Source organism: Akkermansia sp. BCRC 18949, from assembly GCF_045011645.1.
Classification (GTDB): Bacteria; Verrucomicrobiota; Verrucomicrobiia; order Verrucomicrobiales; family Akkermansiaceae; genus Akkermansia; species Akkermansia massiliensis.
This window is the reverse complement of the sequence record NZ_CP123619.1, coordinates 131,920-152,956: the sequence shown is the minus strand read 5'-3', so window position 1 is coordinate 152,956 and position 21,037 is coordinate 131,920. Positions and strand designations below refer to the sequence as shown.

Below are 21,037 nucleotides of genomic sequence, written 5' to 3'. Positions count from 1 at the left end.
AGTTTCCTGTACGGAAAACAGACACACGCCGGGACAACGCAGGGAGCAAAGCGCAGAACGCCGCCGGACCGTCCCAAAATGAATTTCCCCTGTGTTTCGGCTTGCGTCAGAGGGTGTCTGGCTGTAGATTATCGCATGGCAGATCTCCCTCTTGGATTAAGTTTTGATGACGTGCTCCTGCTGCCCCGCCTGAGCGCGATTCTTCCCGGTGATGCGGACATCAGTTCCCAGCTTGTTCCCGGTTTTGACATGAAAATCCCCGTGCTGTCCGCAGCCATGGATACCGTTTCCGAATCGGAACTGGCGATTGCCCTGGCACGGGAAGGCGGCCTGGCCGTCATTCACCGCAATAATCCCATCGACATCCAGGCGGCCATGGTTTCCCGCGTGAAGCGTTTTGAAAACGCGGTCATCCCGAACCCCGTCACGGTGAACAAGGACATGACGCTGGAAGAAGTCCATCAGATCATGATGGACCAGGGTTACTCCGGCTTCCCCGTGGTGGACGCCAACCGCAGGCTGGAAGGCATCGTCACCGGACGCGACATGCGCGGCGTGGACGATTACCAGAACATCCGGGTCAAGGACGTAATGACCCCCCTTTCCCGCCTGATTACGGCGGCTCCCACCACCACCATTGAGGAAGCGCGCCACATTCTTTACACCCACCGCATTGAAAAGCTTCCCCTGGTGGATGAAAACGGCGTGCTGGCCGGCCTCATCACGGAAACGGACATCCAGAAGCGCGCCATGTTTGCAGACGCTTCCAAGGACGAGCACGGCCACCTGCGCTGCGGCGCCGCCGTGGGCGTGGGCCCTGATTACCTGGACCGCGCCAAGGCGCTGGTTTCCGCCGGAGCGGACGCCCTGTTCATTGACGCTGCCACCGGCCACACCACCCGCGTCATGGACGTGGTTTCCAACCTCCGCAAGCTGACGGACCGCCCCATCGTGGCCGGCAACGTGGTGACGGCGGAAGGAGCCTCCGACCTCATCAAGGCGGGCGTGCAGGCCATCAAGGTGGGCGTGGGCCCCGGCTCCATCTGCACCACCCGCGTCATTTCCGGCGTGGGGATGCCTCAGTTCACCGCCATTCAGGAGGTAGCCTCCGTAGCGCGTCCCGCGGGCGTCACCGTCATTGCAGACGGCGGCATCCGCTATTCCGGGGACATCGTGAAAGCCCTGGCCGCCGGCGCTGACCTGGTGATGCTGGGCGGCCTGCTGGCCGGCACGGAAGAAAGCCCCGGCAAGGTGGTCCACTATCAGGGCCGCCACTTCAAGCAGTACCGCGGCATGGGTTCCCTGGGCGCGATGCGCCGCGGCTCCGGCGACCGCTACGGGCAGAACAGCTCCGGCAAGCTCGTTGCGGAAGGCGTGGAAGCGCGCGTCCCGTACAAGGGAATGCTGGCGGACGTGGTTTTCCAACTCATGGGCGGCCTGCGTTCCGGCATGGGCTACCTGGGCGCACACAGCCTGACGGAACTCCGGGACAAGGCCCGGTTCGTCCAAATCACCTCCGGCGGCCTGAAGGAAAGCCATCCCCACGACATCACCATCACGGAAGAACCCATCAACTATTCCTGTTAAACCCTCTCTCACATGGACGACAAGCACCTCGTAGCCGTCATTGACTTCGGCTCCCAATACACCCAGCTCATTGTGCGCCGCGTGCGCGAACTGGGCTACATGGCCAAACTGTACGCGCTGGAAGACCTGGACCAGATTCACGAACCCGGCGCCGTCATCCTTTCCGGCGGCCCTAAAAGCACCACGGACGCAGACGCCCCGGATATTGACTTTGAATGGCTCAAAAGCCTGAACGTCCCCGTCCTGGGCGTGTGCTACGGCATGCAGCTGCTGAACATCAAGCACGGCGGTTCCGTGAAGGCCAGCAACAAGCGGGAATACGGCCCCGCCGCCCTGCTTCCGGAAGCCTGCACGGGCCTGTACCGGGACATGTCTCCCTCCTCCCAGGTATGGATGAGCCATTCGGATACGGTGGACCACCTGGCGGAAGGCTGCCGGGTCATCGCCCGCAACGCGGAAGGCGTCCCCGTCTCCCTCCAGTGGGGAGAAGCAACTTTCGGCATCCAGTTCCATCCGGAAGTGACCCATTCCCATGAAGGGCGCACCATCCTGCGCAACTTCCTCTCCTGCGCCGCCAACCTCAAGAAATTCGATATCGGCGACTTCAAAAGGCAGCTCATCCGGGAAATCCGGGAACGCGTGGGCAACAAGCAGGTGGTCTGCGGCGTCTCCGGCGGCGTGGACAGCACCGTGCTGGCCGTCCTGCTGCATGAGGCAGGCGTGAACATGCGCGCCATTTTCGTGGACAACGGTCTGCTTCGCAAGAATGAGGCCGATGAGGTACGCGCCAATTTCGCCCGCATGAACGTGGAAATTGAAACGGTGGACGCTTCCGAACGCTTCCTGTCGGCCCTGGCCGGGGAAGGCGACCCGGAAAAGAAGCGCCGCATCATCGGCGGCCTGTTCATCGACGTATTCTGGGACGCTGTGGGAGACGCGGAAATGCTTGCCCAGGGCACCCTTTATCCGGACGTGATTGAAAGCGCCTCCAACGCCAAGTCCAAGGCCTCCGTCATCAAGACACACCACAACCGCGTGGAGCGCGTGCTGGAACTCCAGGCGCAGGGGAAGGTGCTGGAACCCCTGGCGGAATTGTTCAAGGACGAGGTGCGCGAACTGGGCGCCTCCATGGGCATCCCGCACGACATCCTGTGGCGCCACCCCTTCCCCGGCCCCGGCCTGGCCGTGCGCTGTCCCGGCGTAGTCACCAGGGACCGCCTGGACATCATCCGGGAGTGTGACGCCATCTTCATCGGCAACCTGAAGAAATACGGCTGGTATGAAAAGGTCTGGCAGGCCTACGCCGGCCTCATCCCGGTGAAAACGGTGGGCGTGAAGGGAGATGAACGTTCCTATGAATGGGCCACCAACCTGCGCGCCATCGTGTCGGAAGACGCCATGACGGCGGACTGGGTAGAACTGCCCCCGGCCCTGCTGCGTGAAACCAGCAACCGCATCCTCAATGAAGTGAAGGGCATCAACCGCGTCCTTTACGATATTTCCACCAAGCCCCCGGCCTCCATTGAGTGGGAGTAATACTATACCGCTCCTAAAAGGGAGGCTGTAAAGTCCCATGAATACAGGTCTTTCGATCTCTATTGCATGGCGAGAGGATAAACCCAGCGAGGTTAAAGTTTAGTTTATCCTTAACCTTTTGTTTGCCACAAAGCGCAGACACCGTTCCTTGCCAATGGCAAGGGGCGGTGCACCGCTGCTCCCTGCTGGTAATTTGCAGAATAGCATCGTATATCACTTCCTGCGATGGAGGAGTAAAAAAGGTATTTATAATAACAAGAAGGCAATATTGCATGATTGAAATTGAATCTAACAAGCAGGCTTGGGGTAAAATATCAGAAGAGCATTATCATCACTTTAAAGCTTTACTAAGTGATGATGATCTTCACTTGAACCATTATATACAGGAAGAACTGGGTGACATATCAGGCAAGGAAATAATCCATTTACAGTGTAATACCGGTGCAGATACATTGATACTTGCCAAAACAGCTAAAAGCGTGGTCGGGGTAGATTTAGTTCCTGACAACATATTTTTTGCAAATAAACTTGCCGGCGATCTTAATTTTAAAAACGTAAAATTCATTGAAGCCGACATCATGACTTTATCAAAAGTTCATGGTGAAAAATACGATATTGTCTTTACCTCGGAGGGAGTATTGGGATGGCTTCCCGATTTGAATGTATGGGCGAATACCATTCGCAGCCTTTTAAAGGATAACGGCTATTTGTATGTATTTGATTCACACCCATTTTTTCTTTCCTTTGATGAGAGCAAACTGGACAAGGAAGTTTTCGAGATTAAATACCCCTATTTCAGTAAAATTCCCTCTGTGGATAGTTCCATCGGCGGATACGCCTGTGAACCGAAAGATGGCGTAAAATCCTATTTCTGGATGCATACGGTTTCGGATATTATTAATTCATTGACGAGGGCCGGTCTGCACATTGAATATTTTAATGAACATGCTGAAAACTTTTATGATTCTGGAAATATGCAGGCTTCTTCTTCAAAGAAAGGGCTATATGCGTATAGCTGCAACAGGGACAAGTATCCCATGTCATTTAGCTTGAAAGCATCTGCATACCCTGCAAAATGAGCATTCATTCACGATCGCTCGGCAGAATGGCTGCCACAGTCCATAATCAACAACAAAGGGAAAAAGACAATGACTGAACTGGAAAAATGCATGGCGGGCGAATGGTATGACTGCCATGACCCGGTGTTTCTGGAATTCAAGAGCAAGACCCACCGGCTCCTGATGAAGTACAATTCCCTGCCTTACGACCATAAGGAGGAAAAGCACCAGGTGTTGAAGGAAATGCTGGGCAGCATCGGCGCCAAAGTATCCATCGGTCATTCCTTCACCTGCGACTACGGGCGCAACATCCACATCGGGAACAACGTCACCGTCAATACGGGCTGCACGTTCGTGGACTGCAACAGGATCACCATCGGCAGCAATGTGCTCATCGCTCCCAATGTGCAGATTTACACCGCTACGCACCCCATTGAGCTGAATGAGCGCCTCACTCCCGTGGAAACGGCGGAGGGCATGGAATACATTCGCCATACCTTCGCCCTTCCGGTGACGATAGAAGACGGCTGCTGGATTGGCGGCGGCGTCATCATCCTGCCGGGAATCACGATCGGAAAAGGCAGCGTCATCGGCGCCGGAAGCGTGGTCACCAAAAACATTCCCCCCGACAGCCTGGCAGCGGGAAACCCCTGCAGGGTTATCCGTAAAATCAACGGGAATCGCGAACAATGATTAAACTGATCGCTTTTGACCTGGACGGGACGATAGGGGAGACGGTCCCCATGTGCATCCGGGCGTTTGAAAAAGCAGTTTCCCCCTACGCGGGCCGTACGCTGAGCGAACGGGAAATTACGCAGACCTTCGGCCTGAATGAAGTAGGAATGATCAAAATGGTCGCCGGGGAAAAATGGCAGGAAGCCCTTCATGATTTTTACCCGGTTTATGAAAAGATGCATGAGGAATGCCCGGAACCGTATGAAGGCATTCGCGAATTGATCAACACCTTGAAAAAGGAGGGAATATTGGTTGCCCTGATTACCGGAAAAGGAGAAAAGAGCTGCCGCATCACGCTTGAACAATTCGGCATGCAGGATCTGTTCTGCTCTGTCAAGACCGGTGCGGAAGACAGGCCGAACAAGGCGGAAGCCATTGGGGAACTGCTGCATGACTGCCACTTGGCAAAGGATGAATTTTATTACGTCGGGGATGCGGTATCGGATGTAACCGCCTGCAGAAAAGCGGGCGTGACCTGCCTGTCCGCCGCCTGGGGAACTACCGCGGACATCCGCGGCCTGGAAGAAGCCAACCCTTCAAATGTATTTTTCAGCATCAGGGACCTGTCGCATTTCCTGCTCCGGACGCGGGAAAACACATAACCTGTTCCGCTTTTTTCATTTGCCTTAATCAATCGCGCCCTGCAATCCTGCCGCCATGGACACCGGTTCCATCATCCTCACTTCCTTCCTCTCCACCATTCCCGTTTATCTTTTCTTCGCCACGGGTTTCTATCTGCGCCACAAGCAGGTCATCCAGGCGGACCATGACGCGCCCATCATGCGCATCGCGATGGATGTGGCCTATCCCTGCCTCGTCTTCCACAGCATCATGAAGTACATGGTGCTCTCCGGGAATGAAACGCTCAGCAGCGTTTCCTTTTCCCTCCAGGCTATTGGAGCCGGAGCGCTGGAACTTCTGCTGGGCATCGCGTCCGCATGGCTGGTCGCCAAAATGCTGAGCATGCGCATCGGCACGGGCCTGCGCACCTTCACCCTGACGGCGGGGGTGCAGAACTACGCCTTTTTCGTCATTCCCATTATCCAGATGCTGTTCACGGCCAGCAATGACCCCACGCTGGGTGTCCTTTTCGTCCACAACGTGGGGTGTGAACTGGTCGTATGGAGCATCGGCGTCATCATCATCGCAGGCGGTCCGGGCAACCTGAACATGGGCGTCTTCTTCCGCGGTCCCCTGCTGGCGGTCATCGTGGGCCTGGCGCTCGCCTGGTCCGGCCTGGGAACCTATGTAGCCCAGCCGCCTCTCATGAAAACCTTTGAAATGATCGGCAACTGCGCCACGCCCCTGTGCCTGATCCTGTTCGGCTGTTCCATGAGAGACCTGTGGCACAACATGAAGTGGGAGCCCAAACCCATCATCTGCGGGCTGCTGACGCGCCTGGGACTGGCTCCGGCTCTGCTGCTCCTGATGGCCTATTTCCTGCCGGTGGACGACTATATCAAGCGCGTCATCATCATCCAGGCGGCGATTCCCTCCGCCGTCATCCCGGTCATTCTGGCCAAACGCTTCGGCGGCCATCCCGACCTGGGCACCCAAATCCTGCTGACCACTACCGTGGCTTCCTTCCTTACTCTGCCCTGCTGGCTGGCTCTGGGTTCCTCACTGGTCGTACCGTTGTATTAAAGGCGGCGCGGCAGCGTCATCGCCCGGCTGGGACACGGGGCAGTCAAACGGGCCAGCTCCGTGCTTCCGGAACCTTTCCCGTTCATGGATGCGGTTCCCTTGTTGGATACTCCATCAGCAGAACCATTCCAGTCCTGGAACGCCTTTATTCTTTCTGGGCCCCACCACATTTCCATGCTGAAGCTTTCCCACCTTTGTGTTGACTCCCCCGGCGGATGTGTATTGAATGGGCTCCATGAAGTTTCCTGCTCCCCTTTGCACTGCCGCCGTACTGCCGGTCCTGTTTTCCTGTGCGGAGCAAGTTTCCCGGATTGAACATGTGCGGGAGGTTCCCTTGAAAACCACGGTGGTTCCTGCAGAAGATGTAGGCATGCACCGCTCCCAGGCTACTTACCTGCTGCACGGCGCCGTCTCCCAGCAACAGCGCCTCCAGCGTCTGGGCCAATACTACTTCGTCACCTGGAATGATGCGAACCCGGAACAGGCGGCCACCCTGGTCATGATGTACCGACAGGGAAAAACAGGTTCAGCCGTCCTGACAAAATCCATTTCCTACCCTGCCGGGAGAAAGGGAGGCACGCAAAATTCCGTTTTTGAATTCATCGGGGATGAAGCCAAAACAAAAGGGGAGATTCTCGCATGGAAGCTCGTCCTGAAGGACAACCACGGCAAAACAATCTCCGAACGCCATTCCTACCTGTGGGGAGACGACCATTGACCCTCCGGCAAAAACGCCGAAGGGCCAATGAAAAGTAACCGGATATAAAGGATTGGAACTACGGCTTCCGGGTACAATCACCCAAGGCGTACCCCCTGGTCCTTAATCCCTAGGAATGTCTTCCGCTAACCCCGGAAGACTTACGCTTCCTGCCGTTTGGCACGGCGCTTGCGGACGGCGGCGGCAAGGTTTTCCAGCACTTCCACCGTGGTGTCCCAGCTGATGCACTGGTCCGTGATGCTCTTGCCGTACACCAGGTCGGAGCTCAGCGGCTGGGCCCCTTCCACGATGTTGCTCTCAATCATCACGGCCACCACCTGGTCGGATCCGTCGGAAATCTGTTCCGCGATGCTGGCGGCCACCGCCGGCTGTTTGCGGTAATCCTTGCAGCTGTTGCCGTGGGAGCAGTCCACCATAATGCGGTTGTTGATGCCGGCCTTCTGCAAGGCTTCCGCTGCTTCCTTCACATGTTCGTCATCGAAATTCGGGCCCAGGGAGGAACCGCGCAGAATCAGGTGGCAGGATTTGTTGCCCGTGGTGGAAACGATGGCGGAAACGCCCTGCTTGGTCACGGAAAGGAAGCAGTGCGGGCAGGAGGAGGAAATGATGGCGTCCACGGCAATCTGGAGGCTGCCGCTGGTGCCGTTCTTGAATCCCACGGGCATGGAAAGCCCGGAGGCCAGTTCACGGTGCACCTGGCTTTCCGTGGTGCGCGCGCCAATGGCTCCCCACGTAATCAGGTCCGCGATATATTGCGGGGTGATGGTGTCCAGGAACTCCGTGGCGGCGGGAATCCCCATGTCACCCAGGCGCAGCAACAGCCCGCGGGCCATGTGGAGGCCGCGGTTGATGTCAAAGGTATGGTTCATGAACGGGTCATTGATGAGGCCCTTCCAGCCCACCGTGGTGCGGGGTTTTTCAAAATACACGCGCATGATGATCACCAGATCCTTCTCAAAGCGCGCCATCTGCTCCTTCAGGCGGGAGGCATAGTCCACTGCGGCCTGGGGATCATGGATGGAGCACGGCCCCACTACCACCAGCAGGCGGTCGTCGTGGCCGGAAATGATGTTCTCCGCATTCTTGCGGGTCGTAGCCACCATTTTAGCGATTTCCGTGGTCGCCGGATAATCCTTGATCAGGATGGCGGGGGAAATCAGGGGCTCGATGTCTTGAATGCGTACGTCGTCTGTTTTGAACCAGTTCATGTCTGGGACTTATTGAGGGGTTTTTGAGAGTGGTTGAAAAGAAAAAAATACGGTTTGGAGGCAATATGCCTGAATATATCGCGGGGCCTCGCGGCCATAAGCCGGAAGCCCCGCAAAATAAATCGGTCCCGCCTCTCAACAGGCGGTCCCGGAATGCGTTACCAGGAAGTCACGTTGTCTTCCGTCATTTCCGGATTGTTGATGTGGCCATCCTCCGTGCTGCCCTGCTTGTCCTTGCCGACGCTGTAAACGGCCACGTTCTTGGTCACCATGCGGGAACCGACCTGGACGCGGGGGGTGCGGTCGTCGGGATTGGCATTCAAAATGATGTGGTAGGGGGATTCCCACGGGTCCATCAGGCCCACGCGGCCGCGGCTTTCAAAGAACAGGCCGGGAGAACCTTCCACATCCGTGGTCGTGGTGTTGAAATAGGCCGTTTTCTTGGGATTCAGCTTCCTATCTTCATCCCCGCGGTCCATGTAGTTGGTCAGGATGCTCATGATGCGGCTGTCGTCATCCACGGCGGTCGTCATGTAATACTGTCCGTCCTTGCGGGCCTGCTTGGCCATTTCCCGTCCGCTCCAGGCTACGGGAACGCGGCCGTTGTCCAGCATGTAGTTCTCAACGGCTGTCTGCAAACCGTTGCAATCGCTCCGCGCCGTGGTAACCCGTGATTTTTCCATCACGCCGTTCACCACCGTCATGGCAATGCCGGCCAGCGTCAGGATAATGGCGATCACCACAAGCAATTCAATCAACGTGAATCCCTTGGATTTACGGTTCAAAAAAGGTGCCTTCATACTTTGCCAAGAGTAGCGCAATTACGGTTCAGGGCAAGCGGAAAACAACCGGAACCGCCAATTTCAAAGCGCGTTTCCGGAGCGGCAAACATGCGGCGCATGGCCCCGGCATGCAAACGCCCCGGCTGTCGGAGGACGGCCGGGGCGTTTAAAAAGAACATTCTTTTAATTAGCGGGAGCGGGAGCTTCCGGAGAGACAGGAGCGGGAGCTTCCGGCACAGCGGGAGCCGGAGCCTGTGAAGAAGCGGCTTCCGCCTCAGCGGCGCGCCTGCGCAGCTCCTCCTGCTGGAGTTCTTCCGGCGTCTTGGCGGGAACGGAGGCTTCCTGCTTGGCGGCGGCCTTCATCATTTCCGGGCTCAGCAGGCTTTCCGAGCTCTTGACGTGCTGGCGGTTGATCAGCATGCCCAGCACCAGGCAAAGAATCATGAAGGCGGAGCCGAAGTACACCGTAGCTTTTTTCAGCACATCCGTAGTCCGCGCGCCGAAGGCCTGGTCCGTGATGGCGGCGCCGAAAGCGGCTCCCAGCCCTTCCTGCTTGGGTCTCTGCATAAGCACCACGCCCAGGAGGAGAAGTGACACAATCACCAGAACGGCAAAGAGTAACTGAATGCTGATATTAAGTGAATTTGCTAAAAAAAGGTTCATGAACGCGGGGAGTATGTGTGAATTCAGATGGTTTGTAAAGTCTAGGAAATGATTTCGTTATGCTCGTTGCAAACGATTTTCTTGGGAACGATGGGCTTGTCCGACAGGGCAAAGCTCATGATAACCACCCGTTCGCCCGTCTTGATCAAATGGGCCGCGCCGCCGTTCATGATGATGTTCCCCGTACCGGCAGGCCCCTGCAGGGCATACGTTTCCAGACGGTTTCCGGACGTGACGGACGCCACGAGGACCTTTTCTCCGGGCCACAGGTCCACAGCGGCCATCAAATCGGCAGGAATTTCAATACTGCCTTCATATTGAACATCGCCACGGGTAATCATGGCGCGATGGATTTTTGATTTTAACTGCTCAACCAACATGACGTCCGAACAACAAACCCCCGATCGCTCTTTCGGTCAAGCCGTCATCCTCCATTTTACGGTTTTCTGTGTCTTACTCACCCCGTTTCAACACTTCAGCGGCATGGGCGGCGTCCCGGGCAAGCTGGTTTTTCAGTTCTTCCAAAGAGGGGAATTTGGCCTCCGGCCTCAGGAACCGGACCGGCTCCACTTCCATTTCCTGCCCGTAAATGTCCCCCGGCTGGCCGAATAAATGCGTTTCCAGCAACAGTTCCCCCGCATCCCCCTCCACCGTGGGACGCACCCCCAGGTTGGCGACGCCCCCATATTCCGCCCCGTTCACCCGGGCGCGTACGGCGTAAACGCCATGAGGAGGCTGCAACCCGCAGCCGGGCTTCATATTGGCCGTGGGGTAGTCCAGCAGGCGTCCCAATTGGCGTCCATGAATCACCGGGCCCCTCCAGCGGTAGGGACGGCCCAGCATGCCGGCCGCCTGTAAAAAATCCGCCGCACGCACGGCTTCGCGAATCCGGGTGCTGCTCACGCGCTCCCCGTCCCGCAGGATGGGCGGAACGGCCGTCACCCGGAACCCGTAGCGGCCGGACAAAAGGCGCAGGGTTTCCACATCGCCCGCGCGGCCTCGGCCAAAGTGCCAGTCTTCCCCCACGGCAATCTCCGCCACGCGGCAGGAAGCGCAGAGCTCCCTGATGAATTCCTCCGGGCTCATGGAAGCCAGCCGGGAGGAAAATTCCAGCGTCAGCACCATCTTCACCCCCAGCTCTTCCATCAGGGCGAACTTTTCCGCATCCACCGCCATAATGGCAGGCGGCACGCTTTCCGGGCGGACACGGGCCAGCGGATGAGTGCGGAACGTCAGCACGGCGGCAATGCCTCCGTCACGGGCCGCGCCTTCCACCGCTGCGGCAATCACTCCGGCATGCCCCAGGTGCAGCCCGTCAAACATCCCCATGGCCCAGTGCACGGGGGAAGAAACACCCTTCAGTTCCTTGAACTCCCGGTAAATGACCATGCTGCTACCTGGCAATCAGAATGTCCGCCAGCTCCTCCAGGGAAAGCATGGCCCGGAACAGCTCCTCCCTGGGGGCGGTTTTCAGGGTATCCACCGTAACGGCGCGCTCCAGCGTAAAAGAGCCGGACCTGGTGCGCCGGAGGGCGCTCAAATGCGCTCCGCAGCCCAGCGCCTTCCCGATGTCATACGCATAGGAACGCACGTAAAAACCCTTGGAGCATTGAACGGTAAAGTCCACTTCCGGAACGGCCACGCGGGAAATTTGATGGCCGAACACCTCCACGGGCCGCGGCTCCCTCACAACTTCCTGCCCCTTGCGAGCCAGCTTGTACAGCGGGACGCCGTCCTTTTTAATGGCGGAAACCATCGGGGGAATCTGCTCAAAAGCGCCGTCAAACCGGTCAAACGCCTCGCGCACGGCCTGTTCCGTCACGCCGTCCACGGAATACTCCGCCACCACTTCCCCCATGGCGTCCTGGGAAGAGGTTTCCACTCCCAGCGTCAGGGTTCCGGCGTATTCCTTGTGTTCGCACATCAGCTTGTCCTGAAGCTTGGTCGCCTTTCCCACCACCAGCATCAGCAGCCCCGTAGCCATGGGGTCCAGCGTGCCGCAGTGGCCGATCTTCTTAATCCCCAGGGAGCGGCGCGCAATCGCCACCACGTCGTGGGAGGTCATGTCCTGCGCCTTGTCAATCAACAGGACGCCCGAGGGAGCTTGCATGGAATCTGAAGCGTTCATGAAATCTGCTGTTGGAGCACGCGTTCCACTTCCTCCTGCATGGCCTTCAGGATGGTGAGGCGCACTTCTTCAATGGGTCCCCTGATGCGCACTCCGGCGGCCATGGCATGTCCGCCGCCTCCAAAACGGGAGGCAAGCTCCGCCACGGATATTTCAGGGGTCTTGGACCTCAGGGAAATGCGGATACGGGGATCGTCCTCCGCCTCCTCCAGATAAGCGGCCAGCCAGACTCCCTGCACGGAACGCAAAAGGTCGATCAGGCCTTCCGTGTCCTCCGGACGGCTGCCGATCCGTGCCTTCGCCTCATTCGTCAGGCAGAACGTGCAAATCCTGCCGTCCGGCGTCAGCCTCATGCCGTTCAGCGCCTCGCGCATCAGCTGCATCTTCACCCAGGGCTTTTCCTGGTAAAGCTGGCGGTTGATGTCCTGGACGTCAACGCCCATCCGGATCAAATCCGCGGCCAGCTCCATCACGGCCGCCGTCGTCATCTGGTACTGGAAGGAACCCGTATCCGTGCTGACGGCCACGTATAGGGCGTCACGCATCACCGGGGTAACGGGAACGCCCAGATACTTGAAAAAATAATACAGCACCGCACCCGTGGCGCACTCGTCCGGCAGGACGCATTGCACGTCCCCGAACAATTCATTAGTCTGGTGGTGGTCGATGTTCGCCCACACCTTCACTCCCGCCAGGGCCTTCAGACTGCGTTCGCCCAGCCTCTTGAACGCGCCGTTGTCCACGGAAACGGCCACTTCCACGTCCACCGGCTCATCGGGCGTGGGGATGATATTTTCCACGCCCGGCATGAAGGCCAGATTGGAAGGCACGCCGTCCTCGTTCATCATCACCACCTTCTTGCCCATCTGCTTCAGGGCTTCCCCCAGCGCCAGCGTGGAACCGATGGCGTCACCGTCCGGATGCACGTGCGCAATTACCGCAAAGCTGTCATGTCTGCGGAACAGGTCCGCCAAAGGCGCAAATTCGGGACAATGTTTCCAATCTTCCATATGTTCTGCCGCATTTTTATAGAAAAAGCCGCACTTGGACAATCACCAAGTGCGGCTTGAAAAGTCGTACCTAATCCCGGAAGAGGATTACTTCTTGGACTTCATGACCACCGGAGCCACATCCACGGCGGGCTGGTTCAGGTCATTGAACTTGGGAAGGGGGGTCAGGGGGGGAGCACCCTGATCCTGACAGCAGCAGGAAGCCATGATGCTCGCCGCAAAAGCGGCAAGAGCCATAACGGTAATCTTCTTCATATGCGTGGTTAAATGATGGGTGATAAAGGATATGGAAATATCTTGGAGCATAAAAGCATACCATGCGGGCGCCCGTCAATCAAATTTGCTAAAATCTCCCAAGGGGGCGCCTTTCCGCCTGCTTCTCCCCGCAATCGGGCCTTTCTCAAATGGCAAGACGCATAAATCGCTCGCCTGCGGTCCTCAGGAATTATAGTCTCTGCCAAGCCGCTTCCCTTCCATGCCCTTCTCCGTCAGAATACTCCGGCTTTTCGGCACCCTGCTGCTGGGCGTCTGCGCGCTCGGCGTAGCCGGCATTACCTGGGCGTACCTGATAGAACCCAATCTTCTGTTCGTCCGGAAGGTGGACTACCGCGTCCCCCAGTGGAACGGCCGCGGAAAACCCGTTAAAGTCGTCATTGCCGGAGACCTTCACCTGATGCCCACGGCCTTTGATGAAGTGAGGGCGCTGCGCTACGTCCGGAGAATCATGCAGCTCCAGCCGGACTTGATCCTGCTGGTAGGGGATTATGCCCGCGGCGCCAGCAGAAACGCCAGCATGAGCCCCGCCGCGGCCGCCCGGCTGCTGCGGGGGCTGGCAGCGCCCTGCGGCGTCTTCGCCATCCAGGGGAACCATGACTTCACCTTCGGCTGGGACAACTGGCGCAAGGAACTGACCCGGGCCGGCATCACGGTGCTGGAAGACCAAAGCGCGCTTGTCACATTCAAGGACGGCAGGCAGCTCCAGCTATCCGGAATGCTGGACACTTCGCGCAATTCCAAAAAACGGCTCCCCAAGCGCCAGTCCCCGGATATCCCCCATTTCCTGCTTTCCCACCGTCCGGAAGCGGATCACATGCTTTCCCATGGGGACGCGGACATCGTCATCAGCGGCCACACCCACGGCGGCCAGATACGCCTTCCCTTCAACCTCCTGTGGTTTGAAGCCAGCCCGGAACACGCCCAGCCCTACACCTACCCCTGGCATATTTCCGGCGGCAACACCTACCTGATTACCAAGGGGCTGGGAACCAGCACGCTCCCCCTCCGCTTCAACTGCCCTCCGGAGATCTATCTGCTGGAACTGCACTGACGCCGGCAGCCCTTTTCATGCCGGACTAGACGGCGGCGGGAAAAGGATTTTTCTTTGTTTCTTGATTTTTCGCGGCCATGGACCAGCATGGAGAATGGTTCCGCTGTTTTCCATGATGACTCCTTCCACCAATACCAAATCCCCCCTCAGAAAGAACGCCGTCCTGTTTGGCAACGGTTTGATCCGCACACTGGGAAGCCCAAGCAGCATTGACCTGCTCAAGGAAACCGTCTGCCCTCCCTGCAACGGCGGTGAAGGCTGCAAGCAAGACATCTATTGCCCGTTCAGGGACCAGGGGGATTATCTGCCTTTTCCCCTGATTTACGAGTATTTGATCCTGAAAAAACAAAAACGGCATCCGGAAGCCGACATGGGCAAAGTATCCTCCGATGTGCGTGACCGGCTCAAGAAGAAACTGGAAGAGTTCACCCCGCAGAAATATCCCGGCTCCGTTTTACACCAGCTTGCCGCCCTTCCAATAGACGACTATCTGACCACCAATTACGACACGTTCCTGGTGCAGATCCTGGAATCACAGCATTACAAGACAAGCCAGCGCCGGAATTCGGAAACCAAATACAGCATCCGCCGCCATGTCTGCATGGAGAAGGAACGCCGCTCCCTCCGCATCTGGAACATTCACGGCACCTATAATGAAAAACCCTCCTCCTTCACGATTCAATACGGGTATGAGCACTATTGCGGCTGCATCGGTAAAATTGACAGCTATTTAAAGGGAACCTACACTTACTGGGTCCAAAAACAGAAAAAAGAAATAGCGGGCATCCCGGAAAAGCTGCGCAAGCCGCAGCTTCAACTGGAGGAATCATGGATTGACCTGTTTTTCTTTTCCAACGTTTACATCATGGGGCTGAATCTTTCTTCGGAAGAAATAGACCTGCTGTACATCCTGAACCTCCGGTCACGATGGCTGCGCGATTCAAAAAAGGCGCGCTGCATTCAAAACCGCATCGTTTTCTACGGCCAGCCCGCCAAAGCCATGAAAGCCCTTCTGGAAGAATTTGATGTGGAGGTTTGCTCTTCTTCGCCCACGCCTCCCGGAAAAAACGCGAAAGGTACGGATTACGAGAAGTATTACCGGGCGGTTTTACGTGATATCCAGTACAGAATAAAACAGGCACATTAACCCGCATCCGGCTTCAGGAGCATGTGCCATCCTCCTTCTCAAACTGCTTTTGCAGCCTGAGAATTTTATTCCTGGTCATCCGGTAAACAGGCCGGTAAAGGTGCTTTTTCAGGATGGCCGGGAGGGTTCTTCCGGGCAGCGGGCCATGCAGCAGCCCGGCTTCACGCATGGCGCGTTCGTAACGTTCCCCTTCATAGCGCCAATTATACCGCCAGGGCTTGTGCACCCCCTGGTAATGCAGAATGCCCGGTTCCAGCGCCGCTTCCACCGCCTGGCGCGGCGTCACTCCTCGCCAGAACCGTTCCCTGGGGTCGTTCTTCAGGATGCGGCGCGTCAGGCCGTCATGCCAGTTCCAGCGCGGATGCAGCGGCACGGTCAGCTCGCACAGGGCGCCGTTCAGCGCGTCCTGGTCCGGACAGGTCAGCCTGTCCCGGTGGCTGACGGCATAATCCAGCACGGCCCTGACCAGGTTCTTTTCCCGGAAAACGTCCACATTCATCAGCAGCACGCCGGAATTGAAATACCCCGTGCAGGTCAGCGGCATCTCCAGGCGCTCGTTGAAATGGGAGCCGGGCCTGGAAAAATTCTCAAACACCACTCCCACCGCGTTGCCGGACATATCCGTCCGGAACAGCTCCGTCAAATCCCGGCAAACCAGAACGTCAATGTCCAGATACAGGATGTTGCCCCGCTCCTCCTTCAATAACTCCGGGATGAACACGCGGCCCCAGGCGGGCACGGGCCACTGTTCCGTATGGGGAAAGTCGTGCTCCTCCAGAATGCCGGAAACGTCTATGAACTCCAACCGGCACTCAAACGGGGCCGCCAGGCGCTCAACGCTGTTCCGGTTCTCCCCGTCAATGCCGTCGGAAAGGATGTAAATCTTGTAAAAGGTTTCCGGAGCAGCGGTGCTCAGCAGGGAAAAGACGGTAACGCTCAAAGGCAGGATGCCCCGGTTGTCACTGGCCAGGACGACGGCAAATTCATTCTTCTTCATCGGTCGATCGTTCGGGTGGGGTCAGCGGCGCAGCAGCCGGGCGCCCGCTTTGCGCATTCTCTTCCAGTAATAGGAAAAGTCCAAGCCGGATTTTCCGGCCAGCCAGGTTTTCAGCAGTTTTTCTTCCCGGCGGGACAGGCGGGAATCCTCCTCTCCGGGACGGTACAGGTTTTCTTCACGGAGCATTCGGGACACTTTCCGGGTGACCTCTTTCTGGACGGCATGGGGGGCGTACTTGCGGATATTCCGCACGCCCATCACCAGCATTTTCAGAAAAGCCGCCCTGTATTCCTCCAGGATTCCGGCTCGTTTCCACTCTTCCAGCACCAGTTGCGCCACCGTCAGGTAATCCAGCGACTGAAGGGAACTGCCGGACGCAAAGCCGCTGGTGATGGACCCGGCGCGCTTGCGGTAAACGTACGCCGCCCTGCTGACCACACAGGCCCTTCTGCACCGCGGAAAGGCGGCATAGTGGAAATACAGGTCCTCGCAGGCAACGCCCTCGGGGAACCGGATGCCGTGCTCCTCCACAACGGAACGCCGTATCATCATGCCGCCCGCTCCATGGTGTATTTTACCGATGGTTTCCGGCGTACAGGGAATCCATCCCTTTCCGGGGGGCGCGATGTCCTCCGGCAGGAACCGGTCCTCCCTTCCGGGGTCGGACTCATAATAATACCGGAACCCGCACACCAGCTTGTCGGCGTCCAGCGCCTTCGCACGGCTGTACATCTCCTCCAGCAAATCCGTTTCCAGCCAGTCGTCTGAATCCACCAGCACCAGGTATTCTCCCTGCGCATGGCTCATCGCCAGGTTCCGGGTGCGGGAAAGGCCGCCGTTTTCCGGGGCCTGCACCACTTTCACCCGCTGGTCCCGCTCCGCAAACTCCCGCAGGATGGACAGGGACCCGTCCGTGGAAGCGTCGTCCACGCAAACCACTTCCAGCTCCCGGAGCGTCTGTGCGCAGATGCTTTCCAGGCACTGGGCCAGATACGGTTCCACATTGTACACCGGAACCAGCACGGAAATGTTCACGGGAGCCGTCATGACATCTGCGGAGTGGCCGCCATTTTTGCAGGTTCAAGCTCTTCCCGCGGGGGCAGGAAGGGCTCCAGCGTGGACCACGCCTGGTCCACCGTAATTTCCTCAATGGAGCCGGGGGAAATCAGGTTGGAAATGCACCGGGCCGTAATGGCGGACTTGCGCGTCCGGTGGCAGAAAATAGCGGTCACCGGGACCCCGGCATAGGCGCACATGTGCGTAGGCCCCGTATCATTGCCCACACAGGCCAGGGAACGGAGCGCCATCTGGGGAATATCCATCAGGGTGGACTTGCCCAGAAAACTGACGGCCAGGGGGGAGCTGGCGGCAATGGCCTCCACCTCCGCGGCCTCCGCCCGGGTGCCGATCACGACGGAGGAAATGCCCCTTTCCGCCAGGCGCCGGGCCAGGGCGCAGAAATTCTCCACGGGCCAGCGCTTGTAGGGATGGCTGGGGGAACAGCCCGGAATCATCATCACGTAGCGTTCCGGAAGCTCGTCAAAATGCAGCCCTTCCCCGTGCATGAAAGAGAGGTCCGTCAGGACGCGTTCCAGGTGGAACGGCTCCCTCTCCACACGGCCAAACCGGAAGCCGCCTTTTTTCAGCAGCCTGCGCCGTTCCCCGGAATTGCAGGCCACCCAGTCCATGTCATGGTCCAGCAGGAAGCGGACGGCGGGATAATAACGCTTCCTGGTGCGGGAAGATTCCTGGAGGTCGTACACCACATCAAAATTCCCTTTCACGATGGAACGGATGGCCCCCCACGTGGCGCCCAGCTTCCGGTAAGGCAGACGGTTGTCCACAATGAAATCGTCAAACACCCCGAGCTGTTCCGCCATGGGAACAAACATCCCCATGGTCATCAGGGTGATATGCGCCTCCGGATGGAGCTCCCGGAGCCGCTTCATCGTCCCCATGGCAAGCACCACGTCGCCAAGGGCGCCGTGCTTGATCATCAGAATGCGCTGTGCGGGCATGGGCGGAAAAAGGAATGCGGGTTAAACGTAGCTGTCCTCCCTGTCCAGATACTTCTGCACGTACTGGCGCACGCCGTCCTCCAGGGAAGTCATGGGGGCTGCATAGCCGGCGGCGCGCAGCCTGGAAAGGTCCGCCTGCGTATAATACTGGTACTTGCCCTTGAGTTCTTCAGGCATCTCCCGGTAGGCGATCTTTTCCTGGAGCCCCAGCGCATTGAACGCCGCCTTCGCCAGATCGTAGAAGGAGCGCGCCTCCCCGGACCCCACATTGAACAATCCGCTCACCTCCGGATGGTCCAGCAGCCAGAGCACCACGTTCACGCAGTCACCCACCCACACGAAGTCCCGGAGCTGCCAGCCGTCCCGGTAGTCGGGATGGTAGGACTTGAACAGCTTCACCGTTTCATTCACCTTCACCTGGGGGAAAATGTGGGCCACCACGCTCTTCTGCCCCCCCTTGTGGTATTCATTGGGGCCGTACACGTTGAAAAACTTGAGCCCGGCGTACTGGGGGGGAACCGGCCGCCCTTCCTTCACCTCCCGGGCCACCTTGCGGTCAAACAGGGCCTTGCTCCAGCCGTACGCGTTCAGGGGGCGCAGGGCATTGACGTGCTCCAGGGAGGAGTCATCGTCAAACCCCATGGAGGCGTCCCCGTACGTGGCCGCGGAGGAGGCGTAAATAAACTGCTTGCCGTACAGGGCGCAGAACTCCCACAGGCGCCAGCTCAGCGTGAAATTCGTCCGGATGATCAGATCGGCGTCCGTCTCCGTGGTGGCGGAAATGGCCCCCATGTGAATGACGGCCTCAATCTCCTCCGCATGCGCCTCCATGTAGTCAAGCATGTCCTCCGGAGGAATCACGGCGCACAGCTCTCTCTTGGCGATGTTTTTCCACTTGTCGGAAGAGCCCAGCTCATCCACCACCACAAGATCCTTTTTACCGGCTTTTTCCAGAGCGGCGACAATGTTTGAGCCGATGAAGCCGGCCCCACCCGTGACAATAATCATAAGAGAAGAATAAATGAAGAAGTTGTACGGCCTTTTGTACCACATCCACCCGGCCCTAGGCAACTGCCATTTGAGGCGTTCCCGGACTCCAAATTCTCAACGAATTTACAATCCGGATACTCCAACCCCTGGCCGGTCCATGCGGAAAACCGTTGGAACGCAATCCCCGCGCATCCCGGGGAATCCCCGGCCTTCATCCCCTCTTTTCATGCTGACAACGTTAAAAACCTTCGGTAATATTTATCTTGCAAAAATTATCATTGACCACGGATTGTAAATCCGTTACATACATTATAAGCTTATGCGTCCCGACGTTTCCATCATCGTTCCCTGCTACAATGTAGCCGCTTATGTGGACGACTGTCTGGACAGCCTGGTTCGGCAGACCCTCCGGAACATTGAAATCATCTGCATCAATGACGGCTCCATGGACGATACCTGGGCGCACCTGCTCCGCTGGAAGGAAAAGGACGGCAGAATCATCCTCCTGAACCAGCAGAACGCGGGCGTTTCCGCCGCAAGGAACGCGGGGCTGGATGCGGCGCGGGGCCTTTACGTCGGCTTTGCGGACCCGGACGACTACGTGGCCCCGGAAATGTACTCCCGCCTTTTTTCCGCGGCCCTGGAACATGATGCGGACATCGTGGAGTGCGGCAACCATGTCTTCGAGGACTCGTCGGACCGGCTCATTGAGGCCAGAAGGAGGTCGCCCTCCTGGCATTTTGAAAAGGACGCCTCCCCGGCCAGCTTCTTCCGGGACTCCATCTGGGGTAAAATGGACATCTGCGTATGGAGCAAGCTGTTCCGGAAAAGCATGCTGGACGCCCACCGCCTCCGCTTCAATGTGAACCTGAAATCCGGCGCGGAGGATGAAACCTTCCGGCTGATGGCCGTCCCCCACGCCTCCCGCCTCCTGTTCATTCCGGACTGCCTGTATTACTACCGCCTCATGCGGAGCGGTTCCCTTTCCCGCCGCTGCAATGACCCCACCTACTTCAAATGCGTGCAGGAATTCCAGCGTCTGCTGTACATCGTGGACTACTGGAAGGAACACGGATGGCAGAATGAAGGCCTGTTCGCCTATGGCGTGCGGAAAATCAGGCCTTTCTTCGTTTCCAAGCATCCTCTTTTCCACCAGATGACCGCCGTTCAGCAACAGTCCCTGCTGGACTGGTGGCACCTGTTCTACCGGAACGCGGAAGGAGCTCGGTTCCTCTCCGTCCTGCCGGGCCGGGACAGGCAATTGGTGGACCTGCTGAACTCGGCGCAGCCGCCATCCAACGGCTGGGGCCGCATCCTGCTGGCGGCCTGTTCCCTGCTTCCCGGACAGAAGGGACGCTATTACTCCTGCAAAAGAATGCTCGCGGAACATTTTTCCCAAGCGCATTCCAACGGTTTCCAAGGAAAAAACGCCTCGCCGGAAGAGCCGTTTGACACATCGCCGCCTTCCCTGTAAATTGCCTTATCCCTA

22 protein-coding genes are annotated in these 21,037 nt (G+C 58.0%); 10 read left to right on the top strand and 12 right to left on the bottom strand.

The genetic code is table 11. From position 1 onward, the window contains the following. The first annotated feature begins 135 nt into the window (after nucleotides 1-135). From guaB to P8A25_RS00605, 7 genes are all read left to right on the top strand, one after another. A complete protein-coding gene (gene guaB / locus P8A25_RS00635) occupies nucleotides 136-1,587 on the top strand; it encodes an IMP dehydrogenase (RefSeq protein WP_102729822.1) in 1,452 nt (483 codons plus the stop codon). A gap of 12 nt (nucleotides 1,588-1,599) precedes the next feature. Further along, nucleotides 1,600-3,123 carry a glutamine-hydrolyzing GMP synthase gene (gene guaA / locus P8A25_RS00630; protein WP_215442832.1) on the top strand — a complete coding sequence of 508 codons (1,524 nt, stop codon included), beginning with the start codon at nucleotides 1,600-1,602 and terminating at the stop codon, nucleotides 3,121-3,123. A 272-nt stretch (nucleotides 3,124-3,395) separates the two neighbouring features. Next, nucleotides 3,396-4,202: a methyltransferase domain-containing protein gene (locus P8A25_RS00625; protein ID WP_215442834.1), complete on the top strand. Its 807-nt coding sequence runs from the start codon at nucleotides 3,396-3,398 to the stop codon at nucleotides 4,200-4,202. Nucleotides 4,203-4,271: 69 nt separating this feature from the next. Next, complete coding sequence (locus P8A25_RS00620) at nucleotides 4,272-4,874, top strand: sugar O-acetyltransferase (RefSeq protein WP_215442839.1); 603 nt, start codon at nucleotides 4,272-4,274, stop codon at nucleotides 4,872-4,874. After that, a complete protein-coding gene (locus tag P8A25_RS00615; RefSeq protein ID WP_215442841.1) occupies nucleotides 4,871-5,518 on the top strand; it encodes an HAD hydrolase-like protein in 648 nt (215 codons plus the stop codon). The genes P8A25_RS00620 and P8A25_RS00615 overlap by 4 nt, the downstream gene beginning before the upstream one ends. 55 nt (nucleotides 5,519-5,573) lie before the next feature. After that, nucleotides 5,574-6,560, top strand: a complete 987-nt coding sequence (locus P8A25_RS00610) for an AEC family transporter (RefSeq protein ID WP_215442843.1) — start codon at nucleotides 5,574-5,576, stop codon at nucleotides 6,558-6,560. A 235-nt stretch (nucleotides 6,561-6,795) separates the two neighbouring features. Next, nucleotides 6,796-7,278, top strand: a complete 483-nt coding sequence (locus P8A25_RS00605; protein WP_102727931.1) for a hypothetical protein — start codon at nucleotides 6,796-6,798, stop codon at nucleotides 7,276-7,278. Nucleotides 7,279-7,418: 140 nt separating this feature from the next. On the opposite strand, the gene P8A25_RS00600 is transcribed toward P8A25_RS00605, so the two are convergent. The 8 genes from P8A25_RS00600 to P8A25_RS00565 all read right to left on the bottom strand — a co-directional run bounded on the left by P8A25_RS00600 (nucleotide 7,419) and on the right by P8A25_RS00565 (nucleotide 13,324). Then, complete coding sequence (locus P8A25_RS00600; protein ID WP_215442845.1) at nucleotides 7,419-8,486, bottom strand: 3-deoxy-7-phosphoheptulonate synthase; 1,068 nt, start codon at nucleotides 8,484-8,486, stop codon at nucleotides 7,419-7,421. A gap of 158 nt (nucleotides 8,487-8,644) precedes the next feature. Next, nucleotides 8,645-9,286: a type II secretion system protein gene (locus P8A25_RS00595; RefSeq protein ID WP_022396393.1), complete on the bottom strand. Its 642-nt coding sequence runs from the start codon at nucleotides 9,284-9,286 to the stop codon at nucleotides 8,645-8,647. A 165-nt stretch (nucleotides 9,287-9,451) separates the two neighbouring features. Beyond that, nucleotides 9,452-9,931, bottom strand: a complete 480-nt coding sequence (secG, locus tag P8A25_RS00590; protein ID WP_022396394.1) for a preprotein translocase subunit SecG — start codon at nucleotides 9,929-9,931, stop codon at nucleotides 9,452-9,454. A gap of 41 nt (nucleotides 9,932-9,972) precedes the next feature. Next, the gene (locus tag P8A25_RS00585) at nucleotides 9,973-10,311 is read right to left on the bottom strand and encodes an aspartate 1-decarboxylase (protein ID WP_067569353.1); all 339 of its coding nucleotides are present in this window, start codon (nucleotides 10,309-10,311) and stop codon (nucleotides 9,973-9,975) included. 73 nt (nucleotides 10,312-10,384) lie between these two features. Further along, nucleotides 10,385-11,320 carry a riboflavin biosynthesis protein RibF gene (gene ribF / locus P8A25_RS00580; protein ID WP_215442847.1) on the bottom strand — a complete coding sequence of 312 codons (936 nt, stop codon included), beginning with the start codon at nucleotides 11,318-11,320 and terminating at the stop codon, nucleotides 10,385-10,387. Nucleotides 11,321-11,324: 4 nt separating this feature from the next. After that, the gene (gene truB / locus P8A25_RS00575; protein WP_250715470.1) at nucleotides 11,325-12,041 is read right to left on the bottom strand and encodes a tRNA pseudouridine(55) synthase TruB; all 717 of its coding nucleotides are present in this window, start codon (nucleotides 12,039-12,041) and stop codon (nucleotides 11,325-11,327) included. A 14-nt stretch (nucleotides 12,042-12,055) separates the two neighbouring features. Then, the gene (locus P8A25_RS00570; RefSeq protein WP_146019464.1) at nucleotides 12,056-13,069 is read right to left on the bottom strand and encodes a bifunctional oligoribonuclease/PAP phosphatase NrnA; all 1,014 of its coding nucleotides are present in this window, start codon (nucleotides 13,067-13,069) and stop codon (nucleotides 12,056-12,058) included. Nucleotides 13,070-13,156: 87 nt separating this feature from the next. Next, nucleotides 13,157-13,324, bottom strand: coding sequence for a hypothetical protein (locus P8A25_RS00565; protein ID WP_022396399.1), 168 nt, complete (start codon nucleotides 13,322-13,324; stop codon nucleotides 13,157-13,159). Nucleotides 13,325-13,544: 220 nt separating this feature from the next. Here P8A25_RS00565 and P8A25_RS00560 point away from each other — a divergent pair, with 220 nt between their 5' ends. Together P8A25_RS00560 and P8A25_RS00555 are read left to right on the top strand one after the other, a co-directional pair. Beyond that, on the top strand, nucleotides 13,545-14,396 hold the full coding sequence (locus tag P8A25_RS00560; protein WP_102727927.1) for a metallophosphoesterase: 852 nt from the start codon (nucleotides 13,545-13,547) through the stop codon (nucleotides 14,394-14,396). A gap of 112 nt (nucleotides 14,397-14,508) precedes the next feature. Then, nucleotides 14,509-15,543, top strand: a complete 1,035-nt coding sequence (locus P8A25_RS00555; protein ID WP_215442849.1) for an SIR2 family protein — start codon at nucleotides 14,509-14,511, stop codon at nucleotides 15,541-15,543. A gap of 13 nt (nucleotides 15,544-15,556) precedes the next feature. Here the strand turns inward: P8A25_RS00555 and P8A25_RS00550 are convergent, their stop codons facing one another. Genes P8A25_RS00550 through rfaD form a run of 4 tightly spaced genes read right to left on the bottom strand, consistent with a single transcriptional unit; the run spans nucleotide 15,557 to nucleotide 19,566 of the window. Continuing rightward, nucleotides 15,557-16,540 (bottom strand): glycosyltransferase family 8 protein, encoded by a 984-nt coding sequence (locus P8A25_RS00550; protein WP_102721599.1) that lies wholly within the window; start codon nucleotides 16,538-16,540, stop codon nucleotides 15,557-15,559. A gap of 21 nt (nucleotides 16,541-16,561) precedes the next feature. Then, complete coding sequence (locus P8A25_RS00545) at nucleotides 16,562-17,587, bottom strand: glycosyltransferase family 2 protein (RefSeq protein ID WP_215442851.1); 1,026 nt, start codon at nucleotides 17,585-17,587, stop codon at nucleotides 16,562-16,564. Beyond that, a complete protein-coding gene (locus tag P8A25_RS00540; protein ID WP_215442852.1) occupies nucleotides 17,584-18,558 on the bottom strand; it encodes a glycosyltransferase family 9 protein in 975 nt (324 codons plus the stop codon). Before P8A25_RS00540 ends, P8A25_RS00545 begins: the two co-directional genes overlap by 4 nt. A gap of 21 nt (nucleotides 18,559-18,579) precedes the next feature. Continuing rightward, a complete protein-coding gene (rfaD, locus tag P8A25_RS00535; RefSeq protein WP_102727294.1) occupies nucleotides 18,580-19,566 on the bottom strand; it encodes an ADP-glyceromanno-heptose 6-epimerase in 987 nt (328 codons plus the stop codon). Nucleotides 19,567-19,867: 301 nt separating this feature from the next. On the opposite strand from rfaD, the gene P8A25_RS00530 reads away from it, so the two are divergent. Beyond that, complete coding sequence (locus P8A25_RS00530) at nucleotides 19,868-21,022, top strand: glycosyltransferase (RefSeq protein ID WP_215442853.1); 1,155 nt, start codon at nucleotides 19,868-19,870, stop codon at nucleotides 21,020-21,022. Nucleotides 21,023-21,037 lie beyond the last annotated feature (15 nt).

Excerpts from the sequence above, each read along its gene's own strand:
- guaB (WP_102729822.1), top strand. The coding sequence starts at position 136 with ATGGCAGATCTCCCTCTTGGATTAAGTTTTGATGACGTGCTCCTGCTG.
- guaA (WP_215442832.1), top strand. The coding sequence starts at position 1,600 with ATGGACGACAAGCACCTCGTAGCCGTCATTGACTTCGGCTCCCAATAC.
- P8A25_RS00625 (WP_215442834.1), top strand. The coding sequence starts at position 3,396 with ATGATTGAAATTGAATCTAACAAGCAGGCTTGGGGTAAAATATCAGAA.
- P8A25_RS00620 (WP_215442839.1), top strand. The coding sequence starts at position 4,272 with ATGACTGAACTGGAAAAATGCATGGCGGGCGAATGGTATGACTGCCAT.
- P8A25_RS00615 (WP_215442841.1), top strand. The coding sequence starts at position 4,871 with ATGATTAAACTGATCGCTTTTGACCTGGACGGGACGATAGGGGAGACG.
- P8A25_RS00610 (WP_215442843.1), top strand. The coding sequence starts at position 5,574 with ATGGACACCGGTTCCATCATCCTCACTTCCTTCCTCTCCACCATTCCC.
- P8A25_RS00605 (WP_102727931.1), top strand. The coding sequence starts at position 6,796 with ATGAAGTTTCCTGCTCCCCTTTGCACTGCCGCCGTACTGCCGGTCCTG.
- P8A25_RS00600 (WP_215442845.1), bottom strand. The coding sequence starts at position 8,486 with ATGAACTGGTTCAAAACAGACGACGTACGCATTCAAGACATCGAGCCC.
- P8A25_RS00595 (WP_022396393.1), bottom strand. The coding sequence starts at position 9,286 with ATGAAGGCACCTTTTTTGAACCGTAAATCCAAGGGATTCACGTTGATT.
- secG (WP_022396394.1), bottom strand. The coding sequence starts at position 9,931 with ATGAACCTTTTTTTAGCAAATTCACTTAATATCAGCATTCAGTTACTC.
- P8A25_RS00585 (WP_067569353.1), bottom strand. The coding sequence starts at position 10,311 with ATGTTGGTTGAGCAGTTAAAATCAAAAATCCATCGCGCCATGATTACC.
- ribF (WP_215442847.1), bottom strand. The coding sequence starts at position 11,320 with ATGGTCATTTACCGGGAGTTCAAGGAACTGAAGGGTGTTTCTTCCCCC.
- truB (WP_250715470.1), bottom strand. The coding sequence starts at position 12,041 with ATGCAAGCTCCCTCGGGCGTCCTGTTGATTGACAAGGCGCAGGACATG.
- P8A25_RS00570 (WP_146019464.1), bottom strand. The coding sequence starts at position 13,069 with ATGGAAGATTGGAAACATTGTCCCGAATTTGCGCCTTTGGCGGACCTG.
- P8A25_RS00565 (WP_022396399.1), bottom strand. The coding sequence starts at position 13,324 with ATGAAGAAGATTACCGTTATGGCTCTTGCCGCTTTTGCGGCGAGCATC.
- P8A25_RS00560 (WP_102727927.1), top strand. The coding sequence starts at position 13,545 with ATGCCCTTCTCCGTCAGAATACTCCGGCTTTTCGGCACCCTGCTGCTG.
- P8A25_RS00555 (WP_215442849.1), top strand. The coding sequence starts at position 14,509 with ATGATGACTCCTTCCACCAATACCAAATCCCCCCTCAGAAAGAACGCC.
- P8A25_RS00550 (WP_102721599.1), bottom strand. The coding sequence starts at position 16,540 with ATGAAGAAGAATGAATTTGCCGTCGTCCTGGCCAGTGACAACCGGGGC.
- P8A25_RS00545 (WP_215442851.1), bottom strand. The coding sequence starts at position 17,587 with ATGACGGCTCCCGTGAACATTTCCGTGCTGGTTCCGGTGTACAATGTG.
- P8A25_RS00540 (WP_215442852.1), bottom strand. The coding sequence starts at position 18,558 with ATGCCCGCACAGCGCATTCTGATGATCAAGCACGGCGCCCTTGGCGAC.
- rfaD (WP_102727294.1), bottom strand. The coding sequence starts at position 19,566 with ATGATTATTGTCACGGGTGGGGCCGGCTTCATCGGCTCAAACATTGTC.
- P8A25_RS00530 (WP_215442853.1), top strand. The coding sequence starts at position 19,868 with ATGCGTCCCGACGTTTCCATCATCGTTCCCTGCTACAATGTAGCCGCT.